This is a genomic window from Nocardia sp. NPDC052316, from assembly GCF_044547795.1.
Classification (GTDB): domain Bacteria; phylum Actinomycetota; class Actinomycetes; order Mycobacteriales; family Mycobacteriaceae; genus Nocardia.
In genome coordinates, this window is the sequence record NZ_JBIUBB010000003.1 from 885,743 (window position 1) to 911,151 (window position 25,409).

Sequence of the window (25,409 nt, forward strand, 5' to 3'; positions counted from 1 at the left end):
AAAGGACGCAGTCATGACGGATAAGAAGGAGCCAAACGACATGGGTCGGCCGGATGAGGGCCACGACGGCGGCGAGCCGTCGAACGTATCCACGGGCCACGGTTCCCACGAGGTGGTCGCCGGCTCCGACGGCCACGCCGTGGCGGAGTCCGACAGCCACGCGCTGAAGAAGGACTACACCGAGGCCGAGCTCGACGCGATGACGCGCGACGAGCTGGTCAAGCTCGGCACCGAGCGCGACGGCGTCGACGTCGCCTACCGGCGCGAGCGGTTCCCGGTTCCGGGCACCCGCGCCGAGAAGCGCGCCGAGCGCGCGGTCGCGTTCTGGTTCGCCGTCTCCGGTATCGCCGCGGCGGCGCTGGTGGGCGTGTACCTGTTCTGGCCCTGGCAGTTCAAGCCCTCCGACGACGAGGGGCACACGGCCTACTCGCTGTTCACCCCGCTGGTCGGCGTCACCTTCGGTGTCTCGGTGCTGGTCATCGGTGTCGCGGTCGTGCTGATCCGCAAGCTGTTCATCCCGGCCGAGCTGTCCATCCAGGATCGTCACGACGGTCCGTCGCCCGAGGTCGAGCGCCGCACGCTGGTCGCCGAGCTGCAGGACGCGCTGGAGACCTCCACGCTGGCCCGCCGCAAGATGATCACCCGCACCGCGGGTGCCGGTGTCGGTGTGCTCGGCATCGGCGCGCTGCTGGTGTTCGTCGGCGGCATGGTGAAGAACCCGTGGGCCAAGGGCGACAAGTCGCCGCTGTGGGTCTCGGGTTGGACGCCGGACTTCCCGGGCGAGACCATCTACATCCGCCGCGACACCGGTCGCCCGGAGGACATCGTGCTGGTCCGTCCCGAGGACATGGACGCGGGCGGCATGGAGACGGTGTTCCCGTGGAAGGAGAAGTGGCGCGGCGACGAGCACGCCACGCTGCAGTCCCTGCGCGGTATCCGCAACTCGGTCATGCTGATCCGCCTGCGCACCGAAGACGCGCAGAAGGCGATCAAGCGTAAGGGCCAGGAGAGCTTCAACTACGGCGACTACTTCGCCTACTCGAAGATCTGCACCCACCTCGGTTGCCCCACGTCGCTGTTCGAGTCGCAGACCAACAAGATCCTCTGCCCCTGCCATCAGTCGCAGTTCCTGGCGACCGAATGGGGTAAGCCGGTCTTCGGTCCCGCCGCTCGCGCACTGCCGCAGCTGCCGATCACCGTCAACTCCGAGGGCTACCTGGTCGCCAACGGCGACTTCATCGAGCCGCTCGGCCCGGCCTACTGGGAGCGTCGTTCATGAGTATCGCAACCCAAGCCAACGAGATGGACGAGCGGTATCAAGCCGCCGCGTTCGTGAAGCGGTCGATCAACAAGGTCTTTCCGACCCACTGGTCGTTCCTGCTCGGTGAGATCGCGCTGTACGCGTTCATCATCCTGCTGCTGTCGGGTGTCTACCTGACGCTGTTCTTCGATCCGTCGATGAGCGAGGTCGTCTACAACGGCGCCTACCAGCCGTTGCGCGGTGTCACCATGTCGCGGGCCTACGCGACCTCGCTCGACATCACCTTCGAGGTGCGTGGTGGTCTGTTCGTCCGCCAGGTGCACCACTGGGCGGCGCTGCTGTTCGCGGCGTCGATCATCGTGCACCTGTTCCGCATCTTCTTCACCGGCGCGTTCCGCAAGCCGCGTGAGGCGAACTGGGTGATCGGCTCGCTGCTGCTGATCCTGGCCATGTTCGAGGGCTTCTTCGGTTACTCGCTGCCGGACGACCTGCTGTCCGGCACCGGCCTGCGGGCCGCGTTCGGCGGTATCACGATGAGTATCCCGATCGCGGGCACCTGGATGCACTGGCTGATCTTCGGCGGTGACTTCCCCGGCACGATCATCATCCCGCGCCTCTACATCGCGCACGTGCTGCTGCTGCCCGGCATCATCCTCGCGTTGATCGCCGCGCACGTGGCGCTGGTCTGGTACCAGAAGCACACCCAGTTCCCCGGACCCGGCCGCACCGAGAACAACGTGGTCGGCGCCCGCATCATCCCGGTGTTCGCCGCCGACCAGGGCGCGTTCTTCGCGTTCACCCTCGGCATCGTCGGCATCATGGGCGGTCTGTTCCAGATCAACCCGATCTGGAACCTGGGCCCGTACAACCCGTCTCAGGTCTCGGCGGGTTCGCAGCCGGACTTCTACATGATGTGGACCGACGGCCTGGCCCGGCTCATGCCGCCGTGGGAGCTGTACCTGGGTCGCTACACGGTGCCCGCGGTGTTCTGGGTCGCGCTGATCATGGGCCTGGTGTTCACGGTGCTGATCATGTACCCGTGGATCGAGAAGCGGCTGACCGGCGACACCGCCGGGCACAACCTGCTGCAGCGTCCGCGCGACGTGCCGGTGCGCACCGCGATCGGCGCCATGTCGATCGGCTTCTACGTCGTGCTCACCCTGTCGTGCGTCAACGACATCGTGGCGCTGAAGTTCGACATCTCGCTGAACGCGACCACCTGGATGGGCCGTATCGGCATCCTGGTCGTGCCGCCGGTGGCCTACTTCGTGGCGTACCGGTTCTGCATCGGCCTGCAGCGCGCCGATCGCCAGGTGCTCGAACACGGCATCGAGACCGGTGTGGTCAAGCGACTGCCGCACGGTGAGTACATCGAGGTGCACCAGCCGCTCGGCCCGGTCGACGACCACGGCCACCCGATCCCGCTGGAGTACCAGGGCGCGACGGTCCCGAAGAAGATGAACAAGCTCGGCTCCGCGGGCAAGCCCGGCACCGGCAGCTTCCTGCGGCCGGACCCGTGGCAGGAAAGCGAGCAGCACTTCGAGACCGAGCACGCCGAAGAGCACAAGCAGCTCAAGGTGCTGCAGGCGCGTCAGGAGAAGGAACTCGGTGGCAAGCACAGCCACTGACCGCTGAACAACAAAGGCCCCGAGTCGCTGTCGACTCGGGGCCTTTGCTTTGGGTCTACAACCGGGGTGTGCTGCGGCGGGACGCTTCGATGGCCTCGAACTTGGCCAGGTTGTGGCGGGCGTCGGCGAGCGCGTCGTGGGCGTCCGGTGGCACGGGGGGTAGTTCGGGGCGGCCGTGTGCCTCCCAGTGCTGGCGCAGTTCGTTGGTGTAGCGGGGGAAAACGGTGGGGAGGTCGACCATGGAACCCCAGAGTTGGCACAGCGCCACGTGGTCGTACGCGCCGACCCAGGCCCACAGCTCGGGCACCACCGAGGACCGTGGCACCAGGAACTTGTACAGGTCGTCGCGGATCTGCTTCCTGCTGCGCCACAGCGGCGAGGACGGCGAAGGCAGCTGCGGCAGCACGTGCCTGCGCACCCACGGCCCGGCCCGTTCGGGGTCGAATTCGGTGGACACCGCGTAGTATTCGCGCCCGTCCTCGCACACCACACCGATGGAGACCAGGTCGATGACGACCCCGTCCTCGATGAATTCGCAGTCGTAAAAATATCGAAGCGAGATCGGTCTACTCCTCAGCAATTCGGTCCGGGCGCCGGATCGGTCGGGCGTACTTCCGAACAATCACCCTATGTGGAATAGGGGCCGGATCGGCAGCCGGGCTCGGATCCGCGGCTCGATCGCCGGGGTGGTGGGCGCAACCACCCCTATGGTGGGTACCGGCGGCGTCCGAGTGGTCCGTATTCTGAACGGGTGAACTGGACCGTCGACGTACCGATCGATCGCCTGCCGGAACTGCCGCCGCTGCCCACCGAGTTACGTAGGCGGCTGGACGAGGCGCTCGGCCGCCCCGCGCTGCAGCAGCCGTCGTGGGATCCGGGGCAGGCGGCGCAGATGCGCACCGTGCTGGAGAGCGTGCCGCCGATCTGCGTGCCCGCCGAGGTCGAGGAGCTGCGCGAGCAGCTGGCCGAGGTGGCCCGCGGCGAGGCGTTCCTGATGCAAGGCGGCGACTGCGCCGAGACGTTCGCCGACAACACCGAGCCGCACATCCGCGGCAACATCCGCACCCTGCTGCAGATGGCGGTGGTGCTCACCTACGGCGCCAGCCTGCCGGTGGTGAAGGTGGCCCGCATCGCCGGCCAATACGCGAAACCGCGTTCCTCCGACACCGATTCGCTCGGCCTCAAGTCCTACCGCGGTGACATGGTCAATGCGCTGGTCGCCGATGCCGCGCTGCGCGAGCACGACCCGTCCCGGCTGGTGCGCGCCTACGCCAACGCCAGCGCCGCGATGAACCTGGTGCGCGCGCTGACCGGCGCGGGCATGGCCGACCTGCACAAGGTGCACGACTGGAACCGTGACTTCGTCGCCAAGTCGCCCGCCGGGGCCAGGTACGAGGCGCTGGCCGAGGAGATCGATCGCGGTCTCGCGTTCATGACCGCCTGCCGGGTGAACGACCCGAGCCTGAAGCAGGCCCGCATCTACGCCAGCCACGAGGCGCTGGTCCTCGACTACGAGCGCGCCATGCTGCGGCTGAGCGAGAACGCCGCGGGCGAACCGGTGCTCTACGACCTGTCCGCACACTTCCTGTGGATCGGCGAGCGGACCAGGCAGCTCGACGGCGCGCACATCGCGCTCGCCGAACTGATCGCCAACCCGATCGGCCTGAAGATCGGCCCGTCGACCACCCCCGAGATGGCGGTGGAGTACGTCGAGCGGCTGGACCCGAACAACGAGCCAGGCCGGCTCACCATCGTCTCGCGCATGGGCAACGGCAAGGTCCGCGACGTGCTGCCGCCCATCATCGAGAAGGTGCAGGCCACCGGCCACCAGGTGATCTGGCAGTGCGACCCCATGCACGGCAACACCCACGAGGCGTCCACCGGCTTCAAGACCCGCCACTTCGACCGCATCGTCGACGAGGTGCAGGGCTTCTTCGAGGTGCACCACGCGCTCGGCACCCACCCCGGTGGGCTGCACATCGAGCTCACCGGTGAGGACGTCACCGAGTGCCTCGGCGGCGCGCAGGACATCTCCGACCTGGACCTGTCCGGCCGCTACGAAACCGCCTGCGACCCCCGCCTGAACACCCAGCAGTCCCTGGAACTGGCCTTCCTCGTCGCCGAAATGCTGCGCTGAGCAAGGAGTTTTGACTCGCGGTTGTCCCGGAAGTGATTCCGGGACCCCATCGCGACAGTCAGCGTGCCCTAGGGGGCCTACGGCAGGGCGACCAATGAGACGGTGTTGCCCGACTCGATATTGGCGCCCACGCCAGGGGTCTGCGAGACGATGAGTGAACTGTCGCTCGCCACAAGCTGTTTCACCTCTACCTGGACACCGAGGGATTGCAGCTTGGCGCGGGCGTTGGCGACGGTCCAGCCGCGCACGTCGGGCATCTTCAGCGCGTTCGACACGAGCAGTGCGACGCCGTCACCGGATTGGATGGTCGTGCCCGCGGCCGGGTCGGTGCCGATCGCCTTGTCCGCTTCGATGCTGCGATCGAACTGAGACCTGGTCTCGCGCACCGCGATACCGGCGGCGGTGAGGATCTTGGTGGCCTCGTCGGCCGACTTGCCGCGCACGTCGGGCACCTTCACCGGCTGGGAGCCCTTGCTGCGGTACACCTTTACCTGCGCGCCCATCGGAAGGACAACGCCGGGACCGGGATCGGTCTTGGCGAGCGTCCCCTTGGGTGCGGTATTGCCGACCTCACCGGAGTCGACCGGCTGCAAGCCCGCATCGCGAATCAGCTGATTGACTTTGCTGATCGGGTCACCCGGCTGTACGTCGGGCACTTTCGGCTTGCCGCTGGAGATCAGCACCGCGACCGTCGAACCCTTGGTGACCCGCGACCCCGCCGACGGGTCGCTGCCGACCACGCCGCCGACCGGCACTACATCCGAGGCCTTCTGCCGAAGCTCGGTCTCGAACCCGGCATCGCGCAGCGCCGCGATCGCGCGGTCGGAATCCATCCCGGCGATCGCCGGAACGGGGGAGTATCGGCCGACGCCGAGCCACCAGCCACCGACCCCGACGACCAGCGTGAGAATCGCCACAATGGCCACCCACGCCCACGTCGTGCGGCGCGACCTGCTGCGGTCGGGCGCGTAGGCCTGATACGGCGACGCCGCGTGCTGCTGACGCACCGGCTGCTCGTCGTAGCCGTCCGGCGGACCGTAGTCGACTCGCGGCCGCGGCGCGGTGACCACCTTCGTGTGTTGCACCGTCGGCGGCGTGTACGGCTCGGCGGGCATCGCCGCGTGCTGCTGCGGGGGCGGCGTGGCCACCTTGTAGCTCGCGCTCAGATGCTCGGCCGACTCCTGCGGCGCGGGCACCCGATACGGCGGCAGGTTCAGCTTCGCGCCGATGTGCCGCAGCGCGGCCGCCATCTCGTTCGCGTCGGCGAACCGGTGCGCGGGCTCGCGCGCGGTAGCTTTCGCGACCAACTCGTCGAACTCCGGCGGCACACCCGAGATGAACCGGCTCGGGCTCGGCACGTCGTTCTCGATCCGCTGGTACGCCACCGACAGCGAGGTGTCGCCGGTGAACGGCACCTTCCCGGTGAGCAGCTCGAAGATCAGCACGCCGAACGAGTACACGTCACTGCGCGCGTCGGCCGTGCCGGTGGTCACCTGTTCGGGGGACAGGTACGCGGCAGTGCCGAGAATCACGCTGGCCGAGGTCGTATTTGCCGCCGCGACCGCGCGAACCAGGCCGAAATCGGCGATCTTCACCTCGCCGCCATCGGAGATCAGCACGTTCTCCGGCTTCACGTCCCGATGCACCAGGCCCGCCGAATGCGCGACACCGATCGCGGCGAGCACCGGCTCCGCCACCGCGCGCACCGCGTGCGGCGGCATCGGGCCGCGCTCGCGCAGCAACTCGCGCAGCGTGCCGCCCTCGACCAACTCCATGATCAAGAAGGGATATTCGCCGTCGACACCCTGGTCGTACACCGCGACCAGCGAGGAATGCTTCAACTTGGCGACCGCGCGGGCCTCGAACTCGAAACGCGACAGGAACTGCGGATCACCGGCGAACTTGGGGTCCATCACTTTGATGGCCACCGGCCGGTCCAGGCGGGTGTCGACGCCCCGGAAGACCATCGACATGCCGCCGCGGGCGATCGGCGCATCGATCCGATAGCGCCCTTCCAGCATCTGGCCGATCAATTGATGTCCTCCGGCTTTCACAAAGTTCTCACCCCTCGCGGTTCGTCCCACAAGCGATCGACCGCCCCGTGCGGCCCTCACGATGGTATCGACCAAACGCACCCGGGTGTCTCACGACTTGCTGCGAGCGACCGTCTACCGTTATCCGCGTGAGTGCATTTCCCTGCAGTGATGATGTCCTTCCGGAGTCCGTGGCACTGCTGCCGCTGCCCGAGGTGGCCGACCGACTCGGGCTCGTGGTGACCCGCGTCCATCAGATGCTGCGCGACCACCAACTACTGGCCGTCCGCCGCGACGGCGTCGTGAGCGTGCCCGAACGGTTCTTCGACGACGAAGGCGTGGTCCGGTTCCTGCCCGGGCTGATCACCGTGATGAAGGACGCCAAGTACACCGACGAGGAGATTCTGGAATGGATCTTCACCGACGATGACAGTCTTCCCGGCAAGCCGGTGGACGCGTTGCACGGGCCGCTGGCGCGTGAAGTGATTCGCCGGGCTGCTGCTGATCCGTTCTGAGTTGCCGGCCGTGTCGGCGCGGACGTAGATGGTTCGCGTCTGAGCCGTTGAGCACCTGCTGTGTTGTCGGCCGCGTGGCCGCGCTCGCAAAACTCGCGCTGTGGTGGTTGGGAGAGTGGGTCAGCTTGCTTTCAGTCCACGCGGCTCTCGTCAGCGGCGAACTGCGGCGGTGGTGAATTCAGTCGCGGCCACTCGGAGGCGGTGGTGGCGGGGGACTACGGCGCGGTGGCTGAAGATGGCGTAGTCGGCGGCCTCGATGCGGTCAAGGATGGTTGCGTAGAGGACGGCGGCGGTGCGGATGGCCGGGCGGACTCGCGGTTCGAGCAGGTCGATGCCGGGGTCGGCGTTGCGGTAGATGTCGCGGTTGATCGCGATGAGGTGGGCCAGGGCTCGGCGGACGCGGGGGTCGGTGCGTCGGGTGTGCTGGCAGTGCACGAGTAGGTCGTGGTCGACGCCGAATGCGGCGAGTTCGTCGGCGGGAAGGTAGATCCGGCCGCGGTCGAGGTCTTCGGCTACGTCGCGCAGGAAGTTGGTGAGCTGGAACGCCTCGCCGAGGGCGGCGGCGGCTGGTTCGGCTTCGGCGATCGGGCATACGGTGCCGAGAACGGGGAGCACCTGGAGGCCGATGGCGGCGGCCGATCCGGTCATGTACTCGTGCAGGTCGGTCATGGTGGCGTAGCGGTCGCGGAAGTGCGCGGTGCCGGGGACGTCCATGCGCATGGAGTCCAGGAACGTCCAGAAGTGCTGCGCGCCTATGTCGTAGCGGTGGATGGTGTCGGCTACGGCGAGCAGGATCAGTGCGCGCGGGTGTCGATCCTGAGTGGTCGGTGCCGAACGCTGCCAAACTTCTTGCGGTCCAGCGGTACTGGTCTGTGCCGGCCTTCGTGAGCTCGCCGGCGGCCCTGCAGCTTCCTGATCGGGCGCATCGAGTTCCAACGCGATCCGCAGCTGCTTCTCGATCAGATCGAGCTCACCGGCCGGACCGTGCTCGGGTAGCTCGTGCTCCCGGGCAACCCCTGGATAACGCTGTGCGACATCGGTTTCCGCGTGGTCGACGATGTCGTCCACCATCCTGGCGAACGCGTACAGCGCATGCACCGCGGGCCGACGCTCAGCCGTCAGCAACCGCGTCGCCAGGAAGTAGGTCCGCCCGTGCGCAGCCGCGATCCGTTTGCATTCGCGATACGCGTGCGCGAGCTCGGTGTTGTGCAAGCTTGCGGCGTGCGACCGGCCCGCGGCGTGCGGCCCGCCGCGGGTCATGACCGTGCGTGCGTGGCCGGATCGATGCTCGGCGGTGTGGCCCGCAACCGCAGCGGGTCGACCTTGCGCAGCGACATCGCGGCCACCACGGCGGCGAAGGTCGCCAGGGCGACGTGCCCGAAGCTGTACAACCCGATCGAGCCGTCCGGTTGGAACACCAGCATCAGCCAGGTACACAAGCCGACCAGCACCATCAATGTCGTGGTGGAGAGCGCGAAGCCTGCGGCGAGCGCCAGCGGCCACGAGTAGTACCAGGGCAGCGCGGCGGGGGAGAGGATGACGATCCCGACGAACGCGATCAGGATGCCGAATACGGCCTCGCGCTCGCTGTGCCGGAACCGCCACCAGGCCCACACGAGCACGGCCACCAGGGCGATCGCGCAGATCCCCCTGGTCACCGCGAGGACCTTCCCGGAGTCGAACGAGGTGACCCAGCCGACCGCGTGCATCATGATGGTCGGCAGCGACAGCCAGTTGATGATCTTCTTCGACCCGGACAGCGCGGTGAGCCAGCCGATGCCGACGCCGGCGATGGCCGAGGCGGCCGCGAAGACCAGGGCGAACACGGTCAGCCCGAGCCCGGCGATCTTGGCGAACATCAGCGCGGGATGGGGCATGTCCTCGGTGGGCTTCGCCGCGTCGTGCGGTTTCTCGCTCTCCGGCAGATTCTCCGGGTCGCGCCCGGCCCGCTGTGCGGCCCGCTTCTCGCGTTCGTGCAGCATCCAGATCCACACCAGGAACGGCAGTGCGATGCCTGCCGTCGCCTTGATCGCCACGCCGATCGCGACCACCACGATGCCCGCCACATGGTGGCGTTCCAGCACCAGCGCGATGCCCGCGCACATCAGCCCGACCATCAGCATCTCGTTGTGCACGCCGCCGAACAGGTGGATCAGCACCAGCGGGTTGAGCACGGCGAGCCACAGTGCGACGGTGGGCTTGCCGCCGAGGTGCTTGGTCAGATAGGGCACCGCCCACATCATCAGCGCGAGGCCGGGCAGCATCACCAGTCGCATCGCGATGGTGCCCGCAACCACGTTGTCACCGGTGATCGTGGTGATGCCGCGGCCGAGGAGCAGGAAGATCGGGCCGTAGGGCGCGGTGGTGAGTTTCCACACCGGGCTGACATTGTCGAGCAGCACACCGGGGTTCTTCACCGGTGCGTCGACGTAGGGGTCGTAGCCGTCGCGCAGCAGCGCGCCCTGTGCCAGATACGAGTAGACGTCCTGGCTGAACATGGGCACCGCGAACAGCAGCGGGGTGATCCAGATACCGACGATCGCGCGTAACTCGTTGAGCGTCACGCCCGCATCGAGCCGATCGCCCTTGCCGATCGTGGTGCGCCCGAGGCGAACCCACGCGGTGATCATCAGCAGCACGCCGATCCAGATCACGATCGTCGAGAGTGCGTACCCGTGGCCGAACCGTAGCCAGGACAGGTGCAGCGCCTCGAGAATCGGGTCGCGCTTGCGGGTGCTGCCCGCGCCGAAGCCACCGAAGGTGATCATGATCGCGCCGTAGCAGCCGAGCATCGCGGCGTGCCCCTCGGGGCTGCGCAGGAAGAGGGCGACCGTGCGCATCCACGACCGCACACCTGGTGGCTCGGCAGGGGCCGATTCGCGCTTCGCCGCGGTGGGGGTTGCTCGGCCGGTGATGTGTGTCAATGTGGCCTCTGCGGCGCGCGTTTCGGGGGATGCCATCTGGTGTCGGTCCCCCCGAATGGTCAGCGGTCGCAACCGCGAGTGAATAGGTCGGCGCCTAGTTTACGGCGTCGCCGGGAACACTATCTCGCTGGTACGCGCGGTTTCATCTCGAGCAGCGCGCGTATCGCCGGTAATACGGGTTGCCGCCAGTTTTCCGGACAGCACCGCGGTCGGTACTCCGACACCCGGCGTGGTGCCGCAACCAGCGATAACTACGTTGTCGCTGGTGCGCGGAAAATTGCGCGAGCGAAATGGCCCGGTCTGCCGGAACAGGTGTGCCGCGGAGAACGGCGTACCGGCCAGCATGCCCTGGTCACGCCAGGTCTGTGGGGTGTCGAGATGGTCGACGGTGAATTGTGTGGCAATACCGTCGTAACCCCGCCTTTCCAGTTCGTCGAGCAGCTCGCGCAGGTAGGCCGGGCCGATTCGGGGCCAGTCCAAGGGCGCGGCGTCCAGGTTCGGGCAGGGCGCCAGCAACGAGAACGGCTCGTGTTGCCCATCGGCCCTGGTGATGTAGAGACCGGGGTCGGTGAGCGCCGGGCGGGTCAGCAGCAACGACGGGTCGCTCATCAACCGGCCCCGCCGCCCCGCGATCTCGGCGAACGTCTCGTCCCACGCCGCCCCGAACTCGATGGTGTGGTGGGCCTGGATCGGCCAGGTGCGCGCGATCTCGGCGGGTACCGTGCCGTGCGCGACGACCGCGGAGGGTGCGGCGCGCAACCCGCGACGGCGGCGCACGCCGTAGCGGTCGATGGAGCCGAGGTCGACGGTGAGCACCAAGGCATCGCAGTCGAAGGTGCGCCCGTCCGCGGTGCGCACCCGCTCGGCCCGCCGACCGGCGTAGTCCACCCCGGTCACCTCGGTGCCCAGTTCGAGCGTGCCGCCCGCCGCGGTGAACGCCTCGGCCATCGCCGCCGCGATGGCCCGCATCCCGCCCTCGGGGTAGTAGACGCCGAGTGAGGTGTCCATGTGCGGGATGGCGCCGTACACCGCGAGCGCTTCGGCGGGCGGCAGCCCCGCGTAGAGCGCCTGGAAGGTGAACAGTCGCGCCAACCGCGGGTCGTTCAGGAACCGGTCGACCTTGCGTCCGAGCCTGCCGAACCCGCCGAGGCGCACCAGAGCCGCCAGCGCGCTGCGCTTTTCGGGCGCGCGCACCATGTCCAGCGGTGAATCGAAGTTGGTGTCCATGAAATCGGCGAACGCCGCCGCGTAGATCCGCGCCAGCCAGTCGCGTAGTCGCCGGTAGCGCCGAGCCTCCGCAGGGCCGCACACCAGGGCGATTTCTTCGGCCATGGCGTCGGGGTCGGCGAACACCCGCAGCGTCGCGCCGTCGGCGAACTTGGCGTGGTAACTCGGCGCCAGCTGATGGATGCGCAGCGCGGGCTTGCAGTCCTGCGGCGTCCGCCCGACCGCGGCCAGCGCGTCGGTGATCAGCTCGGGCAGCGTCAACACGGTTGCGCCGGAATCGATCTCGTAGTCCGGGCCCTGGTAGCGCCCGACCCGTCCGCCCGGGTGGTCGGCTCGCTCCAGCAGCGTGACCTTGCGCCCCGCGCCGGTGAGATACAGCGCGGCGGAGAGCCCGGCCAGCCCGGCGCCGACCACGACAACCCGATCCGTGGGCCCGGCAACGGTTTTCACCGCGTGGGCGGTGCGCCGCCGATCGCAATCCGGGGTGACGATCGGCATGCCCCGCACGAGCAGCAGCCGATCGGCCGCCGTGGTCGCGCGCCTGCGAGCACGCGGTGCGTTCTCCGGCCTTCCCGTCTCGCGAGAACCCGCAGCGCCAACGTCTTTCATCAAGTTCTCCTCTTCACGGCACGCATCGGGTCGACGCCGGCACCGAGCCGGGTTACCCAGCCTGCCGGTCGCGCAACCACTTTCAGGCTGTGCGTTTGGTCGCCGCCAACGCCATGGCGCGCAACCGCTCCTTCGCGGCAGGTGTCGCCGTGCTGGTCTCGATGGCGGCGAGTCCGGCCTCGGTGAGCTCGCTGATCCGGCGCTCGACCTCGTCCACCGCACCGAGGTCGGTGATGACGGCGCGCAGCCGCGCCACCTCCTCGGGCGCCAGATCGGTGCCGATGCTGGTGCGCAGCAGCTTCGCCGCGGCCGGGTCGGCCTCGTCGGCCCTGGTCAGCGCCTCGGCGAGCAGCACGGTGCGCTTGCCCTCGCGCAGATCGTCGCCGGACGGTTTGCCGGTGACGGCGGGGTCGCCGAACACCCCGAGCAGGTCGTCGCGCAGCTGGAAGGCGATGCCGATGTCGGTGCCGAAGGTGCGGTAGGCCTCGACCAGCTCCTGGTCCGCGTCGGCGATGGCCGCGCCGAGGTGCAGCGGGCGTTCGACGGTGTAGGCGGCGGTCTTGTACCGGTTGATCCGCAGCGCGGCCTCGACCGATTCATCGGCGCCCGCCTCGCCGTGGATATCGAGGAGCTGGCCGCCGAGCACCTCGGTGCGCATGCCCGCCCACACCGGCGCGAACCGGGCGATCGCCGCCGGGTCGAGCCCGGAGGCGTGCACCATGTCGTCGGCCCAGGCCAGCGCCAGGTCGCCGACCAGGATCGCGACGCTGGCGCCGAAGTGCGCGGAGTCGCCCGCCCAGGCACGGTCGCGGTGGCGCTGCTCGAAGTCGACGTGCACCGTCGGGAAGCGGCGGCGGGTCCGCGAGGAGTCGATGATGTCGTCGTGGATCAGCGCGCACGCCTGCACGAGTTCCAGCGCCGAGCACGCGGTGAGCACCGCGGCCGCGTCCGGTCCGTCGGCGTCGCCGCCCGCGCCGAGCCAGCCGGTCCAGGCGAACGCGGGCCTGGTGCGCTTGCCGCCGCGCAGCACGAACAGCTCCAGCGCGTCCGCGGCCTCGACGAAGACCGGGCCGAGCTGCTCGACCAGCTCGCGCCGGGTGGCGAAGAACCTGGTCAGCGCGTCTTCCACGGCGGCGACGAAGGCCGGCGTACCCGGCTTGGGTGCGACGAGCTCCGCCGCGGCGGTGCGGTGAGGCGTCTGGGTACCGGATCCGGCGGACAGGGGAGCCTCCAAGGTCGTGCGGTCGTGGACGCGTGGTGCCCGGGCACTGCCTGTCGCGTCCCGGTGCGGTCTGGTCCGAAGAATACGCGTACTCGTCGGTACGACCCGTGAGGGCCACCGGCGGTCACCACTACACTGAATCAGTGACTTTCGACAATGCGCGGGGACGCTCGACCCCAGGCCGTCCGCCCCGGACGCACCCGAACGTCTCTGGAACACCGTCGGTTGTACAGAGTCTGCGGGCCCACTCCGGTGCGGCGGTGCCGTTCTCGGTCGAGTTCAATCCGCCCAGGGACGCCGCCGCGGAGGCTCGGCTGTGGCGTGCGGTACGCCAGTTCGAGCGGATGCACCCCGCGTTCGTCTCGATGACCTACGGCGCGGGCGGGTCGACCCGCGACCGCACCGTGCGGGTCACCGGCGAGCTGGCCCAGGAGACCACGCTGCTGCCGGTGGCGCACCTGACCGCCGTCGAACACAGCCTCGGCGAGCTGCGCTCGCTGGTCGGCTCCTACGCCGATTCGGGCATCCGCAACATCCTGGTGCTGCGCGGCGACCCGCCGGGCGACCCGCTCGGTGAGTGGCAGCAGCATCCCGAGGGCGTCGCCTACGCCGAGGAACTGGTGCGCATCGTGCGTGATCTCGGCGACTTCCATGTCGGCGTCGCCTCGTTCCCGCAGGGTCATCACCGCTCGCCGGACCTGGACTCCGACACCGCCTTCCTGGCTGCGAAACTGCGTGCGGGCGCGGAGTATTCGATCACCCAGATGTTCTTCGACGTCGAGCACTACCTGCGATTGCGCGATCGGATCGCGAAGTTCGATCCGATCGAGGGCGCCAAGCCGATCATCCCCGAGCTGATGCCGATCACCTCGCTGCGCACGGTGGCGCGGGCCGAGGAACTCTGCGGTCGCGCACTGCCCGCCGCGGTCCTGGACCGGCTGAACAAGGCCGCGGGCGACGCACCCGACGACAATCAGGCCGCGGTGCGCGAGGTCGGCATCGAGATCGCCACCGAGATGGCGCAGCGGCTCATCGATGAGGGCGCGCCCTGCCTGCACTTCATCACGCTGAACTTCGCCAAGGCGACCACCGAGGTGCTCACCAACCTCGGCTACGGCGTCACCGCCGCCCCTATCAGCGCCTGACGCTTGCTGATTTCCCGCACCGCAATCGCGGGCGACTCCGGTGCGGGAATGGACAGCGTGCGGGTTACCAGCCGGGGTTGCCCGCGAGTGGCACGTTGACGTAGCTCGGCGCCGATGGATCCAGTTGCAGGTGTTGGGGTTTGAGTTCGGTCGCGTCCAGCATGGGACGGACGGGCAGCCCCTTCGGGTAGTTGCCCGCGAAGATGTCGATCCGCAGCCGGTGTCCCGGTTGCAGGATCGCGTCGGTGGGGGCGAGGCCGAGGTCGAGCTGGGTGGGCAGGCCGGGGACCATGGGCTGCCTGGCGGCCAGTGACATCACCGGGAACGGGTCGGTGTAGGCACCGTCCGGTGACCGGCGGCTCTTGCCGTCGTCGATGGCGCGCATCGAGGACACCAGCTGGCCGGTCGTCAGCGTGACCGAACGGCCGTCGGGGGCAACATCGTTCAACGTCGCGGTCCAGTAGCCGTCGGTGGCGTCGTGCACCGTGTTGAGGTGTACCGCGATCGGTCCGGAGATCGTGGTCGGCTCGGTCACCGGTGGGCTGGTGAAGGTGAGCCCGCTGATCTCCTGCACCCTGGCGTCTTTGCCGCACCCGGAGAACACGAGGATGCCCGCGGTGCCCTGCACTGCGTCGGCCGAGCACAGGCTGGCCAGGCCGGGCGCGACGGTGAGCCGGGTCGTCTCGGAAGTCGGTGCGGCCGCGAGAGTTCCGTCGTGCGCGCTGATGGCCGAGGTGCCACTCGGCGCCGCGGACAGGTACAACCGCCGGTGCTCGGCCCCGGCGCGCGGGAACTGTTCGGTGCTGGTCCAGCCCGCGCCCTGCTGCCACAGCGTCACCGGTCCGTACCCCTCGATGCCGTTGTCGATCCCCTTGAGCCACTTGTCGAACCAGGCGCGCTGCAACACATCGATCCGCGGTGGTTCGCCGTTGCGGCCGCGCATATCGAAGCCGGTGTTCACGTGGTATCCGTTACCCATGATCAGCTGTTTGTGCCCGGGCGGTAGCGGAATCTCCTGGTAGATACGGGGTTCCCCGTTGGCGAAGTTGTCGTGCCAGCCGCCGATCACCATCGTCGGCACGGTGATGCGTTCGGGATGTCCGAGCCACGCCTGCCGGATCGGGCTGTCCGGGTCGAGGACGCGCTGTAGCTGTGGTTGGACCGCGTCGAACGAATCGGTGCTCATCGTTTGGATTGCTACGTCCAGGAACGACATCGGGCTGGCCAGCCGGTCGGTCAGCCATTGCATGTCGAACCTGCCCTGCACCAGCGACATCAGGTCGGGCACGAACTTGGCCACGTTCACCGCGAGCAGGTAGGGCAGCAGGATGCCGATGGCCGCGCCGCCCGGGGCGATCATGTCGCGCACCAGGTCGTTGCCCGGTACCACCGGGACGATGGCTTTCAGCGCGGGCGGCTGCTTTTCGGCGGCCTGCACCTGGTTGATCCCGGAGTAGGAGGCGCCGGTCATCCCGATTTTGCCGTCCGACCACGGCTGCGCCGCGGCCCACGCGATCACCTCGGGGGTGTCCTGCTGGTCCTTCGGCCCCCACGGCTCCCAGATGCCCTGGGAGAAGCCGGTTCCGCGCACATCGACGACGACCTGGGTGTAGCCGCTGCGAATCAGGTTGGGGTCCACCGCGAACGCCCGCCCGAACCCGCCACCGGCCACCCGGGTCGCGTCCGTCAGCCCCTCCAGCGGCGTCCCGGGCAGCTCGAAGTCCCGCAGGAACCCGACCACCGCATCGGACAGCATCGGCACGGACAGCGCCGTCTGCGCGATCATCGACAACAACTTGGTGTAGGGCGTCAGATTGACGATCGTCGGCAGCGGCGTCGCGATCGGACCGTTCGCATCCGCCGGTCGATACACATTCGCCTCGAGCACCGTGCCGTCGCTCATGGTGATCGGCACATCCCAGTCGATATGCATCCCTGGATACCGCTGCGGACCGTCGTGCACCGCCGTCCACGCCGCCGCCCCCTCGGGCGCGGCCGGAGTACCGGGCGCCACCAGCACTTGGGAAACCGCAAGCAGCGCAAGCAGGCCGACGAGAACCCGGGTCCACCGGCGCGCTGGAGCAATCCTCATTGATATCTCCCTCTCCTGATCGGCGAGAAATATACATGCACGCCTGTATGTTTTCGATAGATCGGGAGAAGTATGTCGAAATGACGAGGAATACCGCGCCGACCTTGGCAATCCGCCGAAGCGTCTGCAGCGGAGGTCGAACGCCTCGTTCGTCGGCGGGACATGAGGGCGCCCCACCGCGAGTCCGCACGCCACCATGTCCCGGCCGGTGCAACCGCCGCTGTCGGCGGTGGGTGGGGACATGGCGGCCGCAAGCGTCGGGTTTCGCGCAACCATCCCGCCGATCATGATGTCAGCCGGTAGCCGCCACCCCCTGCCAGCCGCGATCTGTGCGCACCAGGCGTTCAGTGCGTGGCAGGGTCAGGCCGCGCGGGCTGCTCGTAACCCCCAAGCGTCGGCGAGTAGGCGGTGTGATTCGAGGCGGTCGGCGTGCCGGTGGGTGATGCTGGTGACGAGGAGTTCGTCGGCGCCGGTGGCGCGCTGGAGTGCGTCGAGCCGTTCCACGACCGTGCCGGACGCACCGACGAATTGGGTGGCGAGGCGGTCGGCGACCAAGCGGTGCTGCTCGGGGGTCAGCGGGGTGGCGGTGGCGGGGTCGAGGTAGTCGGCCGCGCCAGCGCCGCTGCGGATGCTGTGCACCCAGTGGCCGTAGGTGGCGGCGTGGCGGCGCGCGGTGGCGTCGTCCTCGGCGACGACGACGTCCGCGGAGACCACCACGTACGGTTCGGCAAGCAGTGCGGACGGCCGGAAGGCCGCGCGGTAGGCGTCGACCCCGTCCAGGGCGGTGCCCGGTGACACGTGATACGCCGCCGCGAACGGCAATCCGAGCTGGCCGGCGAGCTCGGCGCTTTCCCCGCCCGAGCTGCCGAACAACCACAGCTCGACCTGCGCGCCCTCACCTGGAACCGCGTGCAGCGCAACACCGTTCTTGCTCACGAAGTGGCCGCCGAGCAGTGCCCGCACCTCGGCGACCTGCTCGGCGAAGTCCATCGCCTGCGCACCCTCCTGCTGCAGCGCGGCGGCCGAGGCGAGGAACTTCGTCCGGTCGGCGACCCGGCCGGGGTCGAACGGCGGCGGAACCACCACGCCGTCCCGGATCTGGGTCCGCCCGGTCGCGGTGTCCACCTTGGGATGTCCGCCCTTGGGGTGCGCCGGTTCCGCGCCGTACTGGCTGCGCCGGTGCCCGGACCGCCCGAGACCCAAGTCGAGACGGCCTGGGTACAGCGCGTCGATGGTGCCGAACGCTTCCACGATCGATGCCGAGGTGTGGTGGCCGACCTGAACGGCCGCCGACCCCACTCGAATCCGCGAGGTGGCCGCGGCGACCAGACCGATCAGGGTGATCGAGGCGGAGCTGGCCACCGACACGAAGTGGTGCTCGGCCAGCCAATATCGGTGGTAGCCCCACTGTTCCGCGCGCTGCGCGAGATCGATGGTGTTGCGCAGCGCCTGCTGCGCGGTCGACCCGGCGCTGATCGGGGACAGGTCGAGGATGGACAGCGGGACACTCATGAATTCCTCCCCAGCCGTGGATCCTGCTCGCCCGCTTCGATCGCGACGCGCAACCGGTTCTCGGCGGGCGCGACCGGGCAGGTCGCGAAATCGGTGAAGGCGCACGGCAAATTGGCCGCGCGGTTGAAGTCGAGCCGCACCGTGCTGTCCGCGTCCGGTGCGCCGATCGCGAGCGAGCGGGCCGCGGGGTAGGTGGTGATGCCGCTGGTCGCGTCGGTGAACAGCAGCCGGAGATCGGTGGGCTCGCCGAACGCGACGACCTGCTCGGTGGCCTCGCCGATGGTGAACTCGATGGTGCCCACGGCGGCGTGGTGATGTTCCAGGCCTTCGACCACGGCACCGGTGGTCACCGTGCGCTGCGCGTCGAACGGCGTGAACCGGCCGGTCACCACCCACCGGGGATCCGGTGTGTAGCTGGGGATTCCGGTGAAGCTCGACAAGGTCGGGGCCGCCGGGTCGTGCACCCGGACGGCGTACCGCCCGCTTCGGCGGATCACCTCGAGCACCCGGCGCTCGTGTAGCACAGTGAGACCCGGCGCGCCCTCTTCGGGCTTGATGATCCGCACGCCCGCGACGCCGACACCGTCGACCTCGAGGCGGTCGGCGGGCTGCGCGGTGATGAACACCTTGTCGTCGGTGACCCACCAGGTGCCCGGCACGTCCGGCAGCCGCTCGGGTTGGTCGGTGAGCCAATGCAATGCGGTCAGGCTGAGGAAGCCGAGCGGGTCGCGCAGCTGCGCCACCCTGGTGTGCTGCCAGTGCGCCCACTCGGTGGCGAAATCGGTGCTGATGCTGGTCGTCATGACGCTCGTGCTCCTTCGTGGACGGTGCGGTGGCGGTGCGGATGGCGCAGGCCGAGATGCTCGCGCAGGGTGGTGCCGGTGTACTCGGTGCGGAAACTGCCGCGCTCCTGCAGTTCCGGGACGACGCGATCGACGAACTCGTCCAGCCCACCCGGCGTGAGGTGCGGGACGAGGATGAATCCATCGCTGGCGTCGGCCTGGACGTAGGTGTCGATCTGCTCGGCGACCGCGGCGGGCGTGCCGACGAACTGCTGGCGCGCGGTGACCTCGATGATCAGCTCACGGATGCTGAGGTTTTCGGCCTCGGCTTTGGCTCGCCAGGCCTCGGCGACCGCGCGCGGGTCCTTGGCGTGGCGCACCCGGCCGCGGGTGATATCGACGTTGTCGGTGGGCGCCACGTCGGGCAGTGGTCCATCCGGGTCGTATTCGGAAAGCTCACGGCCCCAGACCTGTTCGAGGAAGGCGATGGCGGTCTGCGGGCCGACCTGCTGGTAGCGGATGTGGCGGGCCTTGTCCTCGGCTTCCCGCGCGCTGTCGCCGAGCACGAAGGTGGCCGCGGGCAGGATCTTCAGCTCGTCCGGTGTCCGGCCGTACTTCGCCAGCCGGCCCTTGACATCGGCGTAGAAACGTTGCCCGGCTTCGAGCGTGCCATGCCCGGTGAAGATCGCATCGGCGGCGGACGCGCCGAACTCCCGGCCGTCGTCGGAGTCGCCCGCCTGCAACAACACCGGGTGCCCCTGCGGGCTCGGCGGCAGCACGAACCGTCCGGCGATGTCGAATTGCGCACCGCGGTGCCGGGTTTCGGGCACCTCGCGGGCGAACACCCCCGCGGCCCGATCGATCACCAGCGTGTCGGCGGCCCAGCTGTCCCACAGCTTGCGGGTCACCTCGACCACCTCGGCGGCGCGCTGATAACGCCGGCTGTGTTCGAGATAGCCGCCGCGGCGGAAGTTTTCGCCGGTGAACGCGTCGGAGGAGGTGACGACGTTCCAGGCGGCGCGGCCGCCGGACAGATGGTCCAGCGAGGCGAACTGTTTGGCCAGCTCGAACGGTTCGTTGTAGGTGCTGTTGATGGTGCCCGCCAGGCCGAGCTTCTCGGTCACCCTGGCCAGCGCGTTGAGCACCGTGAAGGTGTCCGGCCTGCCCACCACGTCGAGATCGTGGATGCGCCCGAGGTGCTCGCGCAGCCGGAGTCCCTCGGCCAGGAAGAAGAAGTCGAACAGGCCGCGTTCGGCGGTCTCGGCCAGGTGCACGAACGAGTCGAACTCCACCTGACTCGCCGAGGCCGGGTCCGCCCAGACGGTGGTGTTGTTGACGCCGGGGAAATGGGCGGCGAGGTGGATCTGCTTGCGTGGTTTGCCGGTCACGACGGCGTGCCCTCCTGGATCGTGGTGCTGCTGTCGGCGTACCGGCTGACTGGCCGGGGGAGCCCGAGTCGTTCGCGTAATGTGCTGGCGGACGCGGGTTTCCGGGCCAGCGGGGCGAGCCGGTCGACTGTCGCAGGGACGGCGAGCGGGCGGAGTACGACACCGTCGGCGGCACCGGAAGCGTCGACGGTGCCGAGCAATTCGCGCAGCGTCGCCGGCGTGCCGATGTGGCGCAGGCCGGTCGGGATACCGGGGTCGGTCCACCGATCCAACTGGGCCACCTCCCGGTGCGCGGAATCCGACGAATCAGCAAGGTGGAGTTCGACATCCAGCAGCACGCGCACGACATCGGGGTCACGGTCGGCGGCGCGCACCGCCGTTCGCAGCGCGGTCCGCACGGCCCGCGCGGTGTCGAGATCGGCTGCGGCGACGCGAATCAGGTCGGCCCGCTGTACCGCGACGCCCGTGCTCGCGTCGTCGTGCGCGCGTACCGCCACGATCGACTGTCCCTGCGGCGAGCGCGGGGTGATGGACGGCCCCTTCACCGAGAAGTTGTCCCCGGTGAAGTCGATGTAGTGCAGCTTGTCCCGGTCGATGAAGCGCCCGGTGGGTACATCGCGGATCTCCGCGTCGTCCTCCCAGCTGTCCCACAGCCGAGTCACCACCTCGATCGCCTCGTCGGCCTCGTGCCACAGCGACGCCGCGTCCTGCGCGTCCTTACGGCCGAATGCCCGTGCCTGCTCCACTCCTTCGGATACGGTCACCTCCCACCCGGCGCGCCCGAGCGAGGCGAAATCGAGACTCTGGACGGCCTTGGCCAGATGGAACGGCTCGGTATGCGTCACGGCGCCCTGCGGAATCAGCCCGATGCGCCGAGTGGCCGCCGCGACCCGGGCGGCGATCGCCACCGCGTCGAGCCTGCCCCGTGTCGCGCCTGGCCCACCCGGCTGCAAGCCGAACGAGTCCGGCACGAATACCGCGTCCACTCCGGCCTTTTCGGCCGCCGTGACGGCGTCGACCCAGTACGCGCCGGTGAACAAGTCCTCGGCACGCGAGTCGTCGCGCCGCCACGACGCCGGGTGAATCCCCGTCCCCGCCAGCTCGACCGCGAGGAAGAAGTCGGTGTCGGCCATCAGTTGGTTCCCTTCCAGTCCAAGCACTGCCGCGCCGCGGGATGCACACCCGCCGCGTCGGGAGCGAAGAAGAACGCGTGCTGCCACAGGTCGGTGGCCGCGGTGCGCTCCGGTACGTGCGTGCGCCACCAGCGCTTCGCCCGCGCTGGCAGCGACCCCGGGCGGTCCGGCCTGCTCCGGCAGCATGCGGGCCGGTCGGTGCGCACGAGTATCCGGCTGTGGCGGTAGGTCGATTCCGGCATCAGGATGGTCCTTTCGCGGCGGCGGGCGTGGGGATGGCGGACAACAGCTCACGGGTGTACTCGTGCTGCGGGTTGTCGAAAATCGCTGCGGTGGGCCCGGATTCGACGATGCGGCCGTGCCGCATGACCGCGACGTGGTCGCTGATCCGGCGGACCACCGCCAGATCGTGCGAGATGAACAGATAGCTCAGCGCCAGCTCGGTCTGTAGCCGGTCGAGCAGCTCGAGGATCTGCGCTTGGACGGAGGCGTCGAGCGCGGAGACCGGTTCGTCCAGCACCAGCAGGTCCGGGTGCAGGGCGAGCGCGCGGGCGATGGCGACGCGCTGACGCTGTCCACCGGACAGTTCCGCGGGGCGGCGCTGCGCGAAGTGTTGCGGCAGTGCCACCTGCCCGAGCAGTTCGGCGACCCGGGCCTGCCTGGCCGCGCGGTCGCCGACGCCGTACGCGCGCAACGGTTCCTCGATGATCGTGCCCACCCGCCAGCGCGGATCCAGCGAGGAGTACGGATTCTGGTACACCACCTGGAACCGCCGGCGCAGCGCCCGCAACCGGGTGCCGCGGACGCGGGTCAACTCGTGCCCGTCGAAGGTGATCCGGCCGCTGTCGGGCTCGGTGAGCCGCAACGCGATGCGGGCGGTGGTCGACTTGCCGGAACCGGACTCGCCTACCAGCGAGAGGGTTTCGCCACGGCCGAGTTCGAACCCGACCCCGGCGACCGCCGTCACCGAGCCGCCCGCCTGTGCGCGAAAGCGCTTGCGCACCTCACGCAAGGCCAGTAGCGGCGCACCCTCGCGCGGCTTGGGCGTCCGATAGGCGACCGCGGGCGCCAAGCTCGGCGAGGCGGCGAGCAGCCGCTTGGTGTACGGATGGCGGGGCGCGGCGAGCACCGTCGCGGTGGGCCCGCTCTCCACGATCTCGCCACCGCTGAGCACCACGATCCGGTCGGCGCGCTCGGCGGCCACCGCGAGATCGTGGGTGATCAGCAGCACCGCGGTGCCCTCGGCCGCGATCTGGGCGGCGAGCTGATCGAGTACCCGCCGCGCCACCGTGGCATCGAGCGCGCTGGTCGGCTCGTCCGCGATCACCAGCTCCGGCCGGCAGGCCAGCGCCGATGCGATGAGTACCCGCTGCCGTTGCCCGCCCGAGAGCTCGTGCGGGTACTGCACTTCCCGCAGTTCCGGCCGGTCCAGGCCCGCCTCGGCGAGCAGTTGGACGGCACGCGCACGCGCCGAATGCCGGTCGGCCAGCCGGTGCACCAGCAGCGCCTCGGCCACCTGTTCACCCACGCGCCGAACCGGATTCAGCGACAGCCCTGGGTCCTGCGGCACGAACCCGATGCGCGCACCGCGTAACCGTTGCAGTGCCCGCTCGGATCCGGTGTCGACGACCTTTCCGTCGAAAGCGATGGTCCCGCCGGTGATCTCGGCATTCGCGCCGAGCAAGCCGATCACCGACTGCGCGAGCGTGGACTTGCCGGAACCGGATTCGCCGACCAGGGCCACTACTTCGCCGTGGGACACGCTGAGCGAGACCCCGGCCAACGCGGTGACGTCACCGGAGTCGGACCGGTAGCGAACGCGCAGATTGTCGATCCGCAGCAGCGGACCGGTGTACCGCCCTACGTTGTCGGCAGTCGAGGGCACTTGTTCCTCGGTCGGTGCCTGCGGCGAAGTAGTGCTGGTCATAGCTGTTCGTTCCTTCCGACGGCGCGCCCGAGACGCTGGGCGGCCACGACCACCGCGATGATGACCAGGCCGGGCAGAGTGGTCATCCACCACGCGGTGGCGAGGTAGTTGCGGCCCTCGGAGATGAGCGAACCCCACTCGGGCGTAGGCGGTTTCGCGCCGTAGCCGAGGAAGCTCAGGGCCGACACCGACAGCACGGCCATACCGAACTCGACGGCGGCCAGCGCGAGCACCGGCTGATACGAGTTGGGCAGCACGTGCCGCAGCAGCACCGTGTACCAGCGGACGCCCGACGCGTGCGCGGCCTCGACATACGCCGCGCGGCGCACCCGCAGCACCTCCGACCGCAGCACCCTGGCGAAGTTGGCGACCAGTGAGACACCCACCGCGATCGCCACATTGCGCGTGCCGAAGCCCAGGGCGGTGACCAGGGCCAGCGACAGCAGCAGCGCCGGAATCGACAGCAGCACATCGACGACGCGCATGACGACCGTGTCGACGATGCCGCCCGCGGCACCCGAGAGCAGCCCGAGCACGGACCCGGCGATCAGCGCGATGCTCACCGCCGCGAGCGTCGCGGTGAGCGAGAGCCCAGCGCCGTGCACCATGCGCGTGTACAGGTCGCGCCCGAGGTTGTCGGTCCCGAACCAGTGCTCCGCACCGGGCCCGCGGAACTTGTGCGCGGGCACCCCGGTCAGTGGATCACCGCTGGCGAACAGCGACGGGAACAGCGCCCAGCCGACGGCCAGCGCCGCGACCAGACCGGACAGGATCAGAGCTATGTTGCCGCGCAACCACTTCCAGCGCAGCGTCGGCTTGTCCAGCCGAGGGAAGGCGGCACGCCGCCGCTCATCGATGACGTCAACCATGAATTGCCACCCCTTCGGCGGTGCCGCCGACCTTCTCGGCTGTCTTCTCGGGCGCGACCGCGCGCCGGGCCCGCGCGGCGATGCGCGGGTCGAGCAAGGGATAGAGCAGGTCCACCGCGAGGTTCACCGTGACGAACACGGCCGAGGTGAGCCGGACGATGCCCTGCACCACCGGAATGTCCTGGGCCAGTACCGCGGTCTGGGTGAGGCGGCCGACGCCCTGCCTGGCGAAGACCGTCTCCACCACGACCGACCCGGCCAGCATGTTGCCGATCAGCACGCCCGCGATGGTGAAGGTGGGCACGCTGGCGGGACGCAGCACGTGCTTGCGCTGCACCCACCAGCGCGAACCGCCCTTCGCCGAGGCGACGTCGACAAACGGCTGCCGCCAGGTGGCTTCGAGGCCTGCGGCCAGCACCTGGGCAATGACCGCGCCGATCGGCAGGGCCAGCGTCAGGGCGGGCAGGACCGTGCCCGCGAAGCCGTGCCCACCGAAGGCCGGAGCCAGGCGCCACTGGAACGAGAACAATTGCAGCAGCAGCAAGCCGGTCCAGAAGGTCGGCACCGAAACACCGAGTGACGGCAGGGCATTGAGCACGGTGCGCAGCCACGGCCGCCGCGTGTAGGTCGCGGCGAACGCCAGCGCCACCCCGCCGACAGTCGCGAAAAGCAGTGCCAGCCCGGCCAATCCGAGCGTCGCGGGCAGCGCGTCACCGATGGCGCCGGTCACCGGCTGACCGGTGCCGATCGAGTGCCCGAGATCGCCACGCACCGCGTGCCCGAGCGCGGTCCAATACTGTTCCCACAGCGGCCGATCCAGCCCGTAGCGGGCCTGCAACTCGGCGATGGCGGCCTTGTCCACGGGTGTCCCCGTGCCGCCGCCGTCGGCCGCGATGGAGATCGGGTCGGCGGGCAGCAGGTAGAGCACCACGAAGGAGATGGTGAACGCCGCCCACAGCACCCAGAACGCTTGCAGGACCCGCAGAGCCAGATAGCGCGCCATCG

Annotated in this window: 20 protein-coding genes; 5 read left to right on the top strand and 15 right to left on the bottom strand. The window is 69.2% G+C overall.

Going from position 1 to position 25,409, the window contains the following annotated elements; translation table 11 throughout:
- Nucleotides 1–40 precede the first annotated feature (40 nt).
- Both ACIHA7_RS16860 and ACIHA7_RS16865 read left to right on the top strand, forming a co-directional pair.
- A complete protein-coding gene (locus ACIHA7_RS16860) occupies nucleotides 41–1,279 on the top strand; it encodes a ubiquinol-cytochrome c reductase iron-sulfur subunit (protein ID WP_397290807.1) in 1,239 nt (412 codons plus the stop codon).
- Nucleotides 1,276–2,889, top strand: coding sequence for a cytochrome bc complex cytochrome b subunit (locus tag ACIHA7_RS16865; protein ID WP_397290234.1), 1,614 nt, complete (start codon nucleotides 1,276–1,278; stop codon nucleotides 2,887–2,889). The genes ACIHA7_RS16860 and ACIHA7_RS16865 overlap by 4 nt, the downstream gene beginning before the upstream one ends.
- Before the next feature lie 55 nt (nucleotides 2,890–2,944).
- Here ACIHA7_RS16865 and ACIHA7_RS16870 read toward each other — a convergent pair whose 3' ends face one another.
- Nucleotides 2,945–3,466, bottom strand: coding sequence for a polyadenylate-specific 3'-exoribonuclease AS (locus tag ACIHA7_RS16870; RefSeq protein WP_397290809.1), 522 nt, complete (start codon nucleotides 3,464–3,466; stop codon nucleotides 2,945–2,947).
- A gap of 174 nt (nucleotides 3,467–3,640) precedes the next feature.
- Between ACIHA7_RS16870 and ACIHA7_RS16875 the strand changes: the two genes are divergently transcribed.
- Complete coding sequence (locus tag ACIHA7_RS16875) at nucleotides 3,641–5,026, top strand: class II 3-deoxy-7-phosphoheptulonate synthase (protein ID WP_397290236.1); 1,386 nt, start codon at nucleotides 3,641–3,643, stop codon at nucleotides 5,024–5,026.
- 77 nt (nucleotides 5,027–5,103) lie between these two features.
- Here the strand turns inward: ACIHA7_RS16875 and pknB are convergent, their stop codons facing one another.
- Nucleotides 5,104–7,080 carry a Stk1 family PASTA domain-containing Ser/Thr kinase gene (gene pknB, locus ACIHA7_RS16880; RefSeq protein WP_397290238.1) on the bottom strand — a complete coding sequence of 659 codons (1,977 nt, stop codon included), beginning with the start codon at nucleotides 7,078–7,080 and terminating at the stop codon, nucleotides 5,104–5,106.
- Nucleotides 7,081–7,208: 128 nt separating this feature from the next.
- Here pknB and ACIHA7_RS16885 point away from each other — a divergent pair, with 128 nt between their 5' ends.
- Nucleotides 7,209–7,574: an Rv2175c family DNA-binding protein gene (locus ACIHA7_RS16885; protein WP_397290240.1), complete on the top strand. Its 366-nt coding sequence runs from the start codon at nucleotides 7,209–7,211 to the stop codon at nucleotides 7,572–7,574.
- Between the two features lie 150 nt (nucleotides 7,575–7,724).
- On the opposite strand, the gene ACIHA7_RS16890 is transcribed toward ACIHA7_RS16885, so the two are convergent.
- The 4 genes from ACIHA7_RS16890 to ACIHA7_RS16905 form a co-directional block, all read right to left on the bottom strand.
- Entirely contained in the window at nucleotides 7,725–8,834 is a 1,110-nt protein-coding gene (locus ACIHA7_RS16890; protein WP_397290242.1) for a phytoene/squalene synthase family protein, read from the bottom strand.
- Nucleotides 8,831–10,414: an alpha-(1->6)-mannopyranosyltransferase A gene (locus ACIHA7_RS16895; RefSeq protein WP_397290244.1), complete on the bottom strand. Its 1,584-nt coding sequence runs from the start codon at nucleotides 10,412–10,414 to the stop codon at nucleotides 8,831–8,833. The genes ACIHA7_RS16890 and ACIHA7_RS16895 overlap by 4 nt, the downstream gene beginning before the upstream one ends.
- Before the next feature lie 183 nt (nucleotides 10,415–10,597).
- Nucleotides 10,598–12,223, bottom strand: a complete 1,626-nt coding sequence (gene crtI, locus ACIHA7_RS16900) for a phytoene desaturase family protein (RefSeq protein ID WP_397290811.1) — start codon at nucleotides 12,221–12,223, stop codon at nucleotides 10,598–10,600.
- 193 nt (nucleotides 12,224–12,416) lie between these two features.
- Nucleotides 12,417–13,568 (bottom strand): polyprenyl synthetase family protein, encoded by a 1,152-nt coding sequence (locus ACIHA7_RS16905; protein WP_397290246.1) that lies wholly within the window; start codon nucleotides 13,566–13,568, stop codon nucleotides 12,417–12,419.
- Nucleotides 13,569–13,699: 131 nt separating this feature from the next.
- Between ACIHA7_RS16905 and ACIHA7_RS16910 the strand changes: the two genes are divergently transcribed.
- The gene (locus ACIHA7_RS16910) at nucleotides 13,700–14,701 is read left to right on the top strand and encodes a methylenetetrahydrofolate reductase (RefSeq protein ID WP_147134303.1); all 1,002 of its coding nucleotides are present in this window, start codon (nucleotides 13,700–13,702) and stop codon (nucleotides 14,699–14,701) included.
- Nucleotides 14,702–14,765: 64 nt separating this feature from the next.
- On the opposite strand, the gene ACIHA7_RS16915 is transcribed toward ACIHA7_RS16910, so the two are convergent.
- The 9 genes from ACIHA7_RS16915 to ACIHA7_RS16955 all read right to left on the bottom strand — a co-directional run bounded on the left by ACIHA7_RS16915 (nucleotide 14,766) and on the right by ACIHA7_RS16955 (nucleotide 25,407).
- Nucleotides 14,766–16,793 carry a CocE/NonD family hydrolase gene (locus ACIHA7_RS16915; protein ID WP_397290248.1) on the bottom strand — a complete coding sequence of 676 codons (2,028 nt, stop codon included), beginning with the start codon at nucleotides 16,791–16,793 and terminating at the stop codon, nucleotides 14,766–14,768.
- 360 nt (nucleotides 16,794–17,153) lie between these two features.
- A complete protein-coding gene (locus ACIHA7_RS16920) occupies nucleotides 17,154–18,305 on the bottom strand; it encodes an LLM class flavin-dependent oxidoreductase (RefSeq protein WP_397290250.1) in 1,152 nt (383 codons plus the stop codon).
- On the bottom strand, nucleotides 18,302–19,108 hold the full coding sequence (locus ACIHA7_RS16925; RefSeq protein WP_397290252.1) for a DUF1684 domain-containing protein: 807 nt from the start codon (nucleotides 19,106–19,108) through the stop codon (nucleotides 18,302–18,304). The genes ACIHA7_RS16920 and ACIHA7_RS16925 overlap by 4 nt, the downstream gene beginning before the upstream one ends.
- Entirely contained in the window at nucleotides 19,105–20,475 is a 1,371-nt protein-coding gene (locus ACIHA7_RS16930; RefSeq protein ID WP_397290254.1) for an NtaA/DmoA family FMN-dependent monooxygenase, read from the bottom strand. Before ACIHA7_RS16930 ends, ACIHA7_RS16925 begins: the two co-directional genes overlap by 4 nt.
- Nucleotides 20,472–21,608: an LLM class flavin-dependent oxidoreductase gene (locus ACIHA7_RS16935; RefSeq protein WP_397290256.1), complete on the bottom strand. Its 1,137-nt coding sequence runs from the start codon at nucleotides 21,606–21,608 to the stop codon at nucleotides 20,472–20,474. The genes ACIHA7_RS16930 and ACIHA7_RS16935 overlap by 4 nt, the downstream gene beginning before the upstream one ends.
- Nucleotides 21,608–21,850, bottom strand: a complete 243-nt coding sequence (locus tag ACIHA7_RS16940; RefSeq protein ID WP_397290258.1) for a hypothetical protein — start codon at nucleotides 21,848–21,850, stop codon at nucleotides 21,608–21,610. The genes ACIHA7_RS16935 and ACIHA7_RS16940 overlap by 1 nt, the downstream gene beginning before the upstream one ends.
- Entirely contained in the window at nucleotides 21,850–23,535 is a 1,686-nt protein-coding gene (locus ACIHA7_RS16945) for a dipeptide ABC transporter ATP-binding protein (protein WP_397290260.1), read from the bottom strand. The genes ACIHA7_RS16940 and ACIHA7_RS16945 overlap by 1 nt, the downstream gene beginning before the upstream one ends.
- Complete coding sequence (locus ACIHA7_RS16950; protein WP_397290262.1) at nucleotides 23,532–24,404, bottom strand: ABC transporter permease; 873 nt, start codon at nucleotides 24,402–24,404, stop codon at nucleotides 23,532–23,534. Before ACIHA7_RS16950 ends, ACIHA7_RS16945 begins: the two co-directional genes overlap by 4 nt.
- Complete coding sequence (locus ACIHA7_RS16955; protein ID WP_397290264.1) at nucleotides 24,397–25,407, bottom strand: ABC transporter permease; 1,011 nt, start codon at nucleotides 25,405–25,407, stop codon at nucleotides 24,397–24,399. Before ACIHA7_RS16955 ends, ACIHA7_RS16950 begins: the two co-directional genes overlap by 8 nt.
- Nucleotides 25,408–25,409 lie beyond the last annotated feature (2 nt).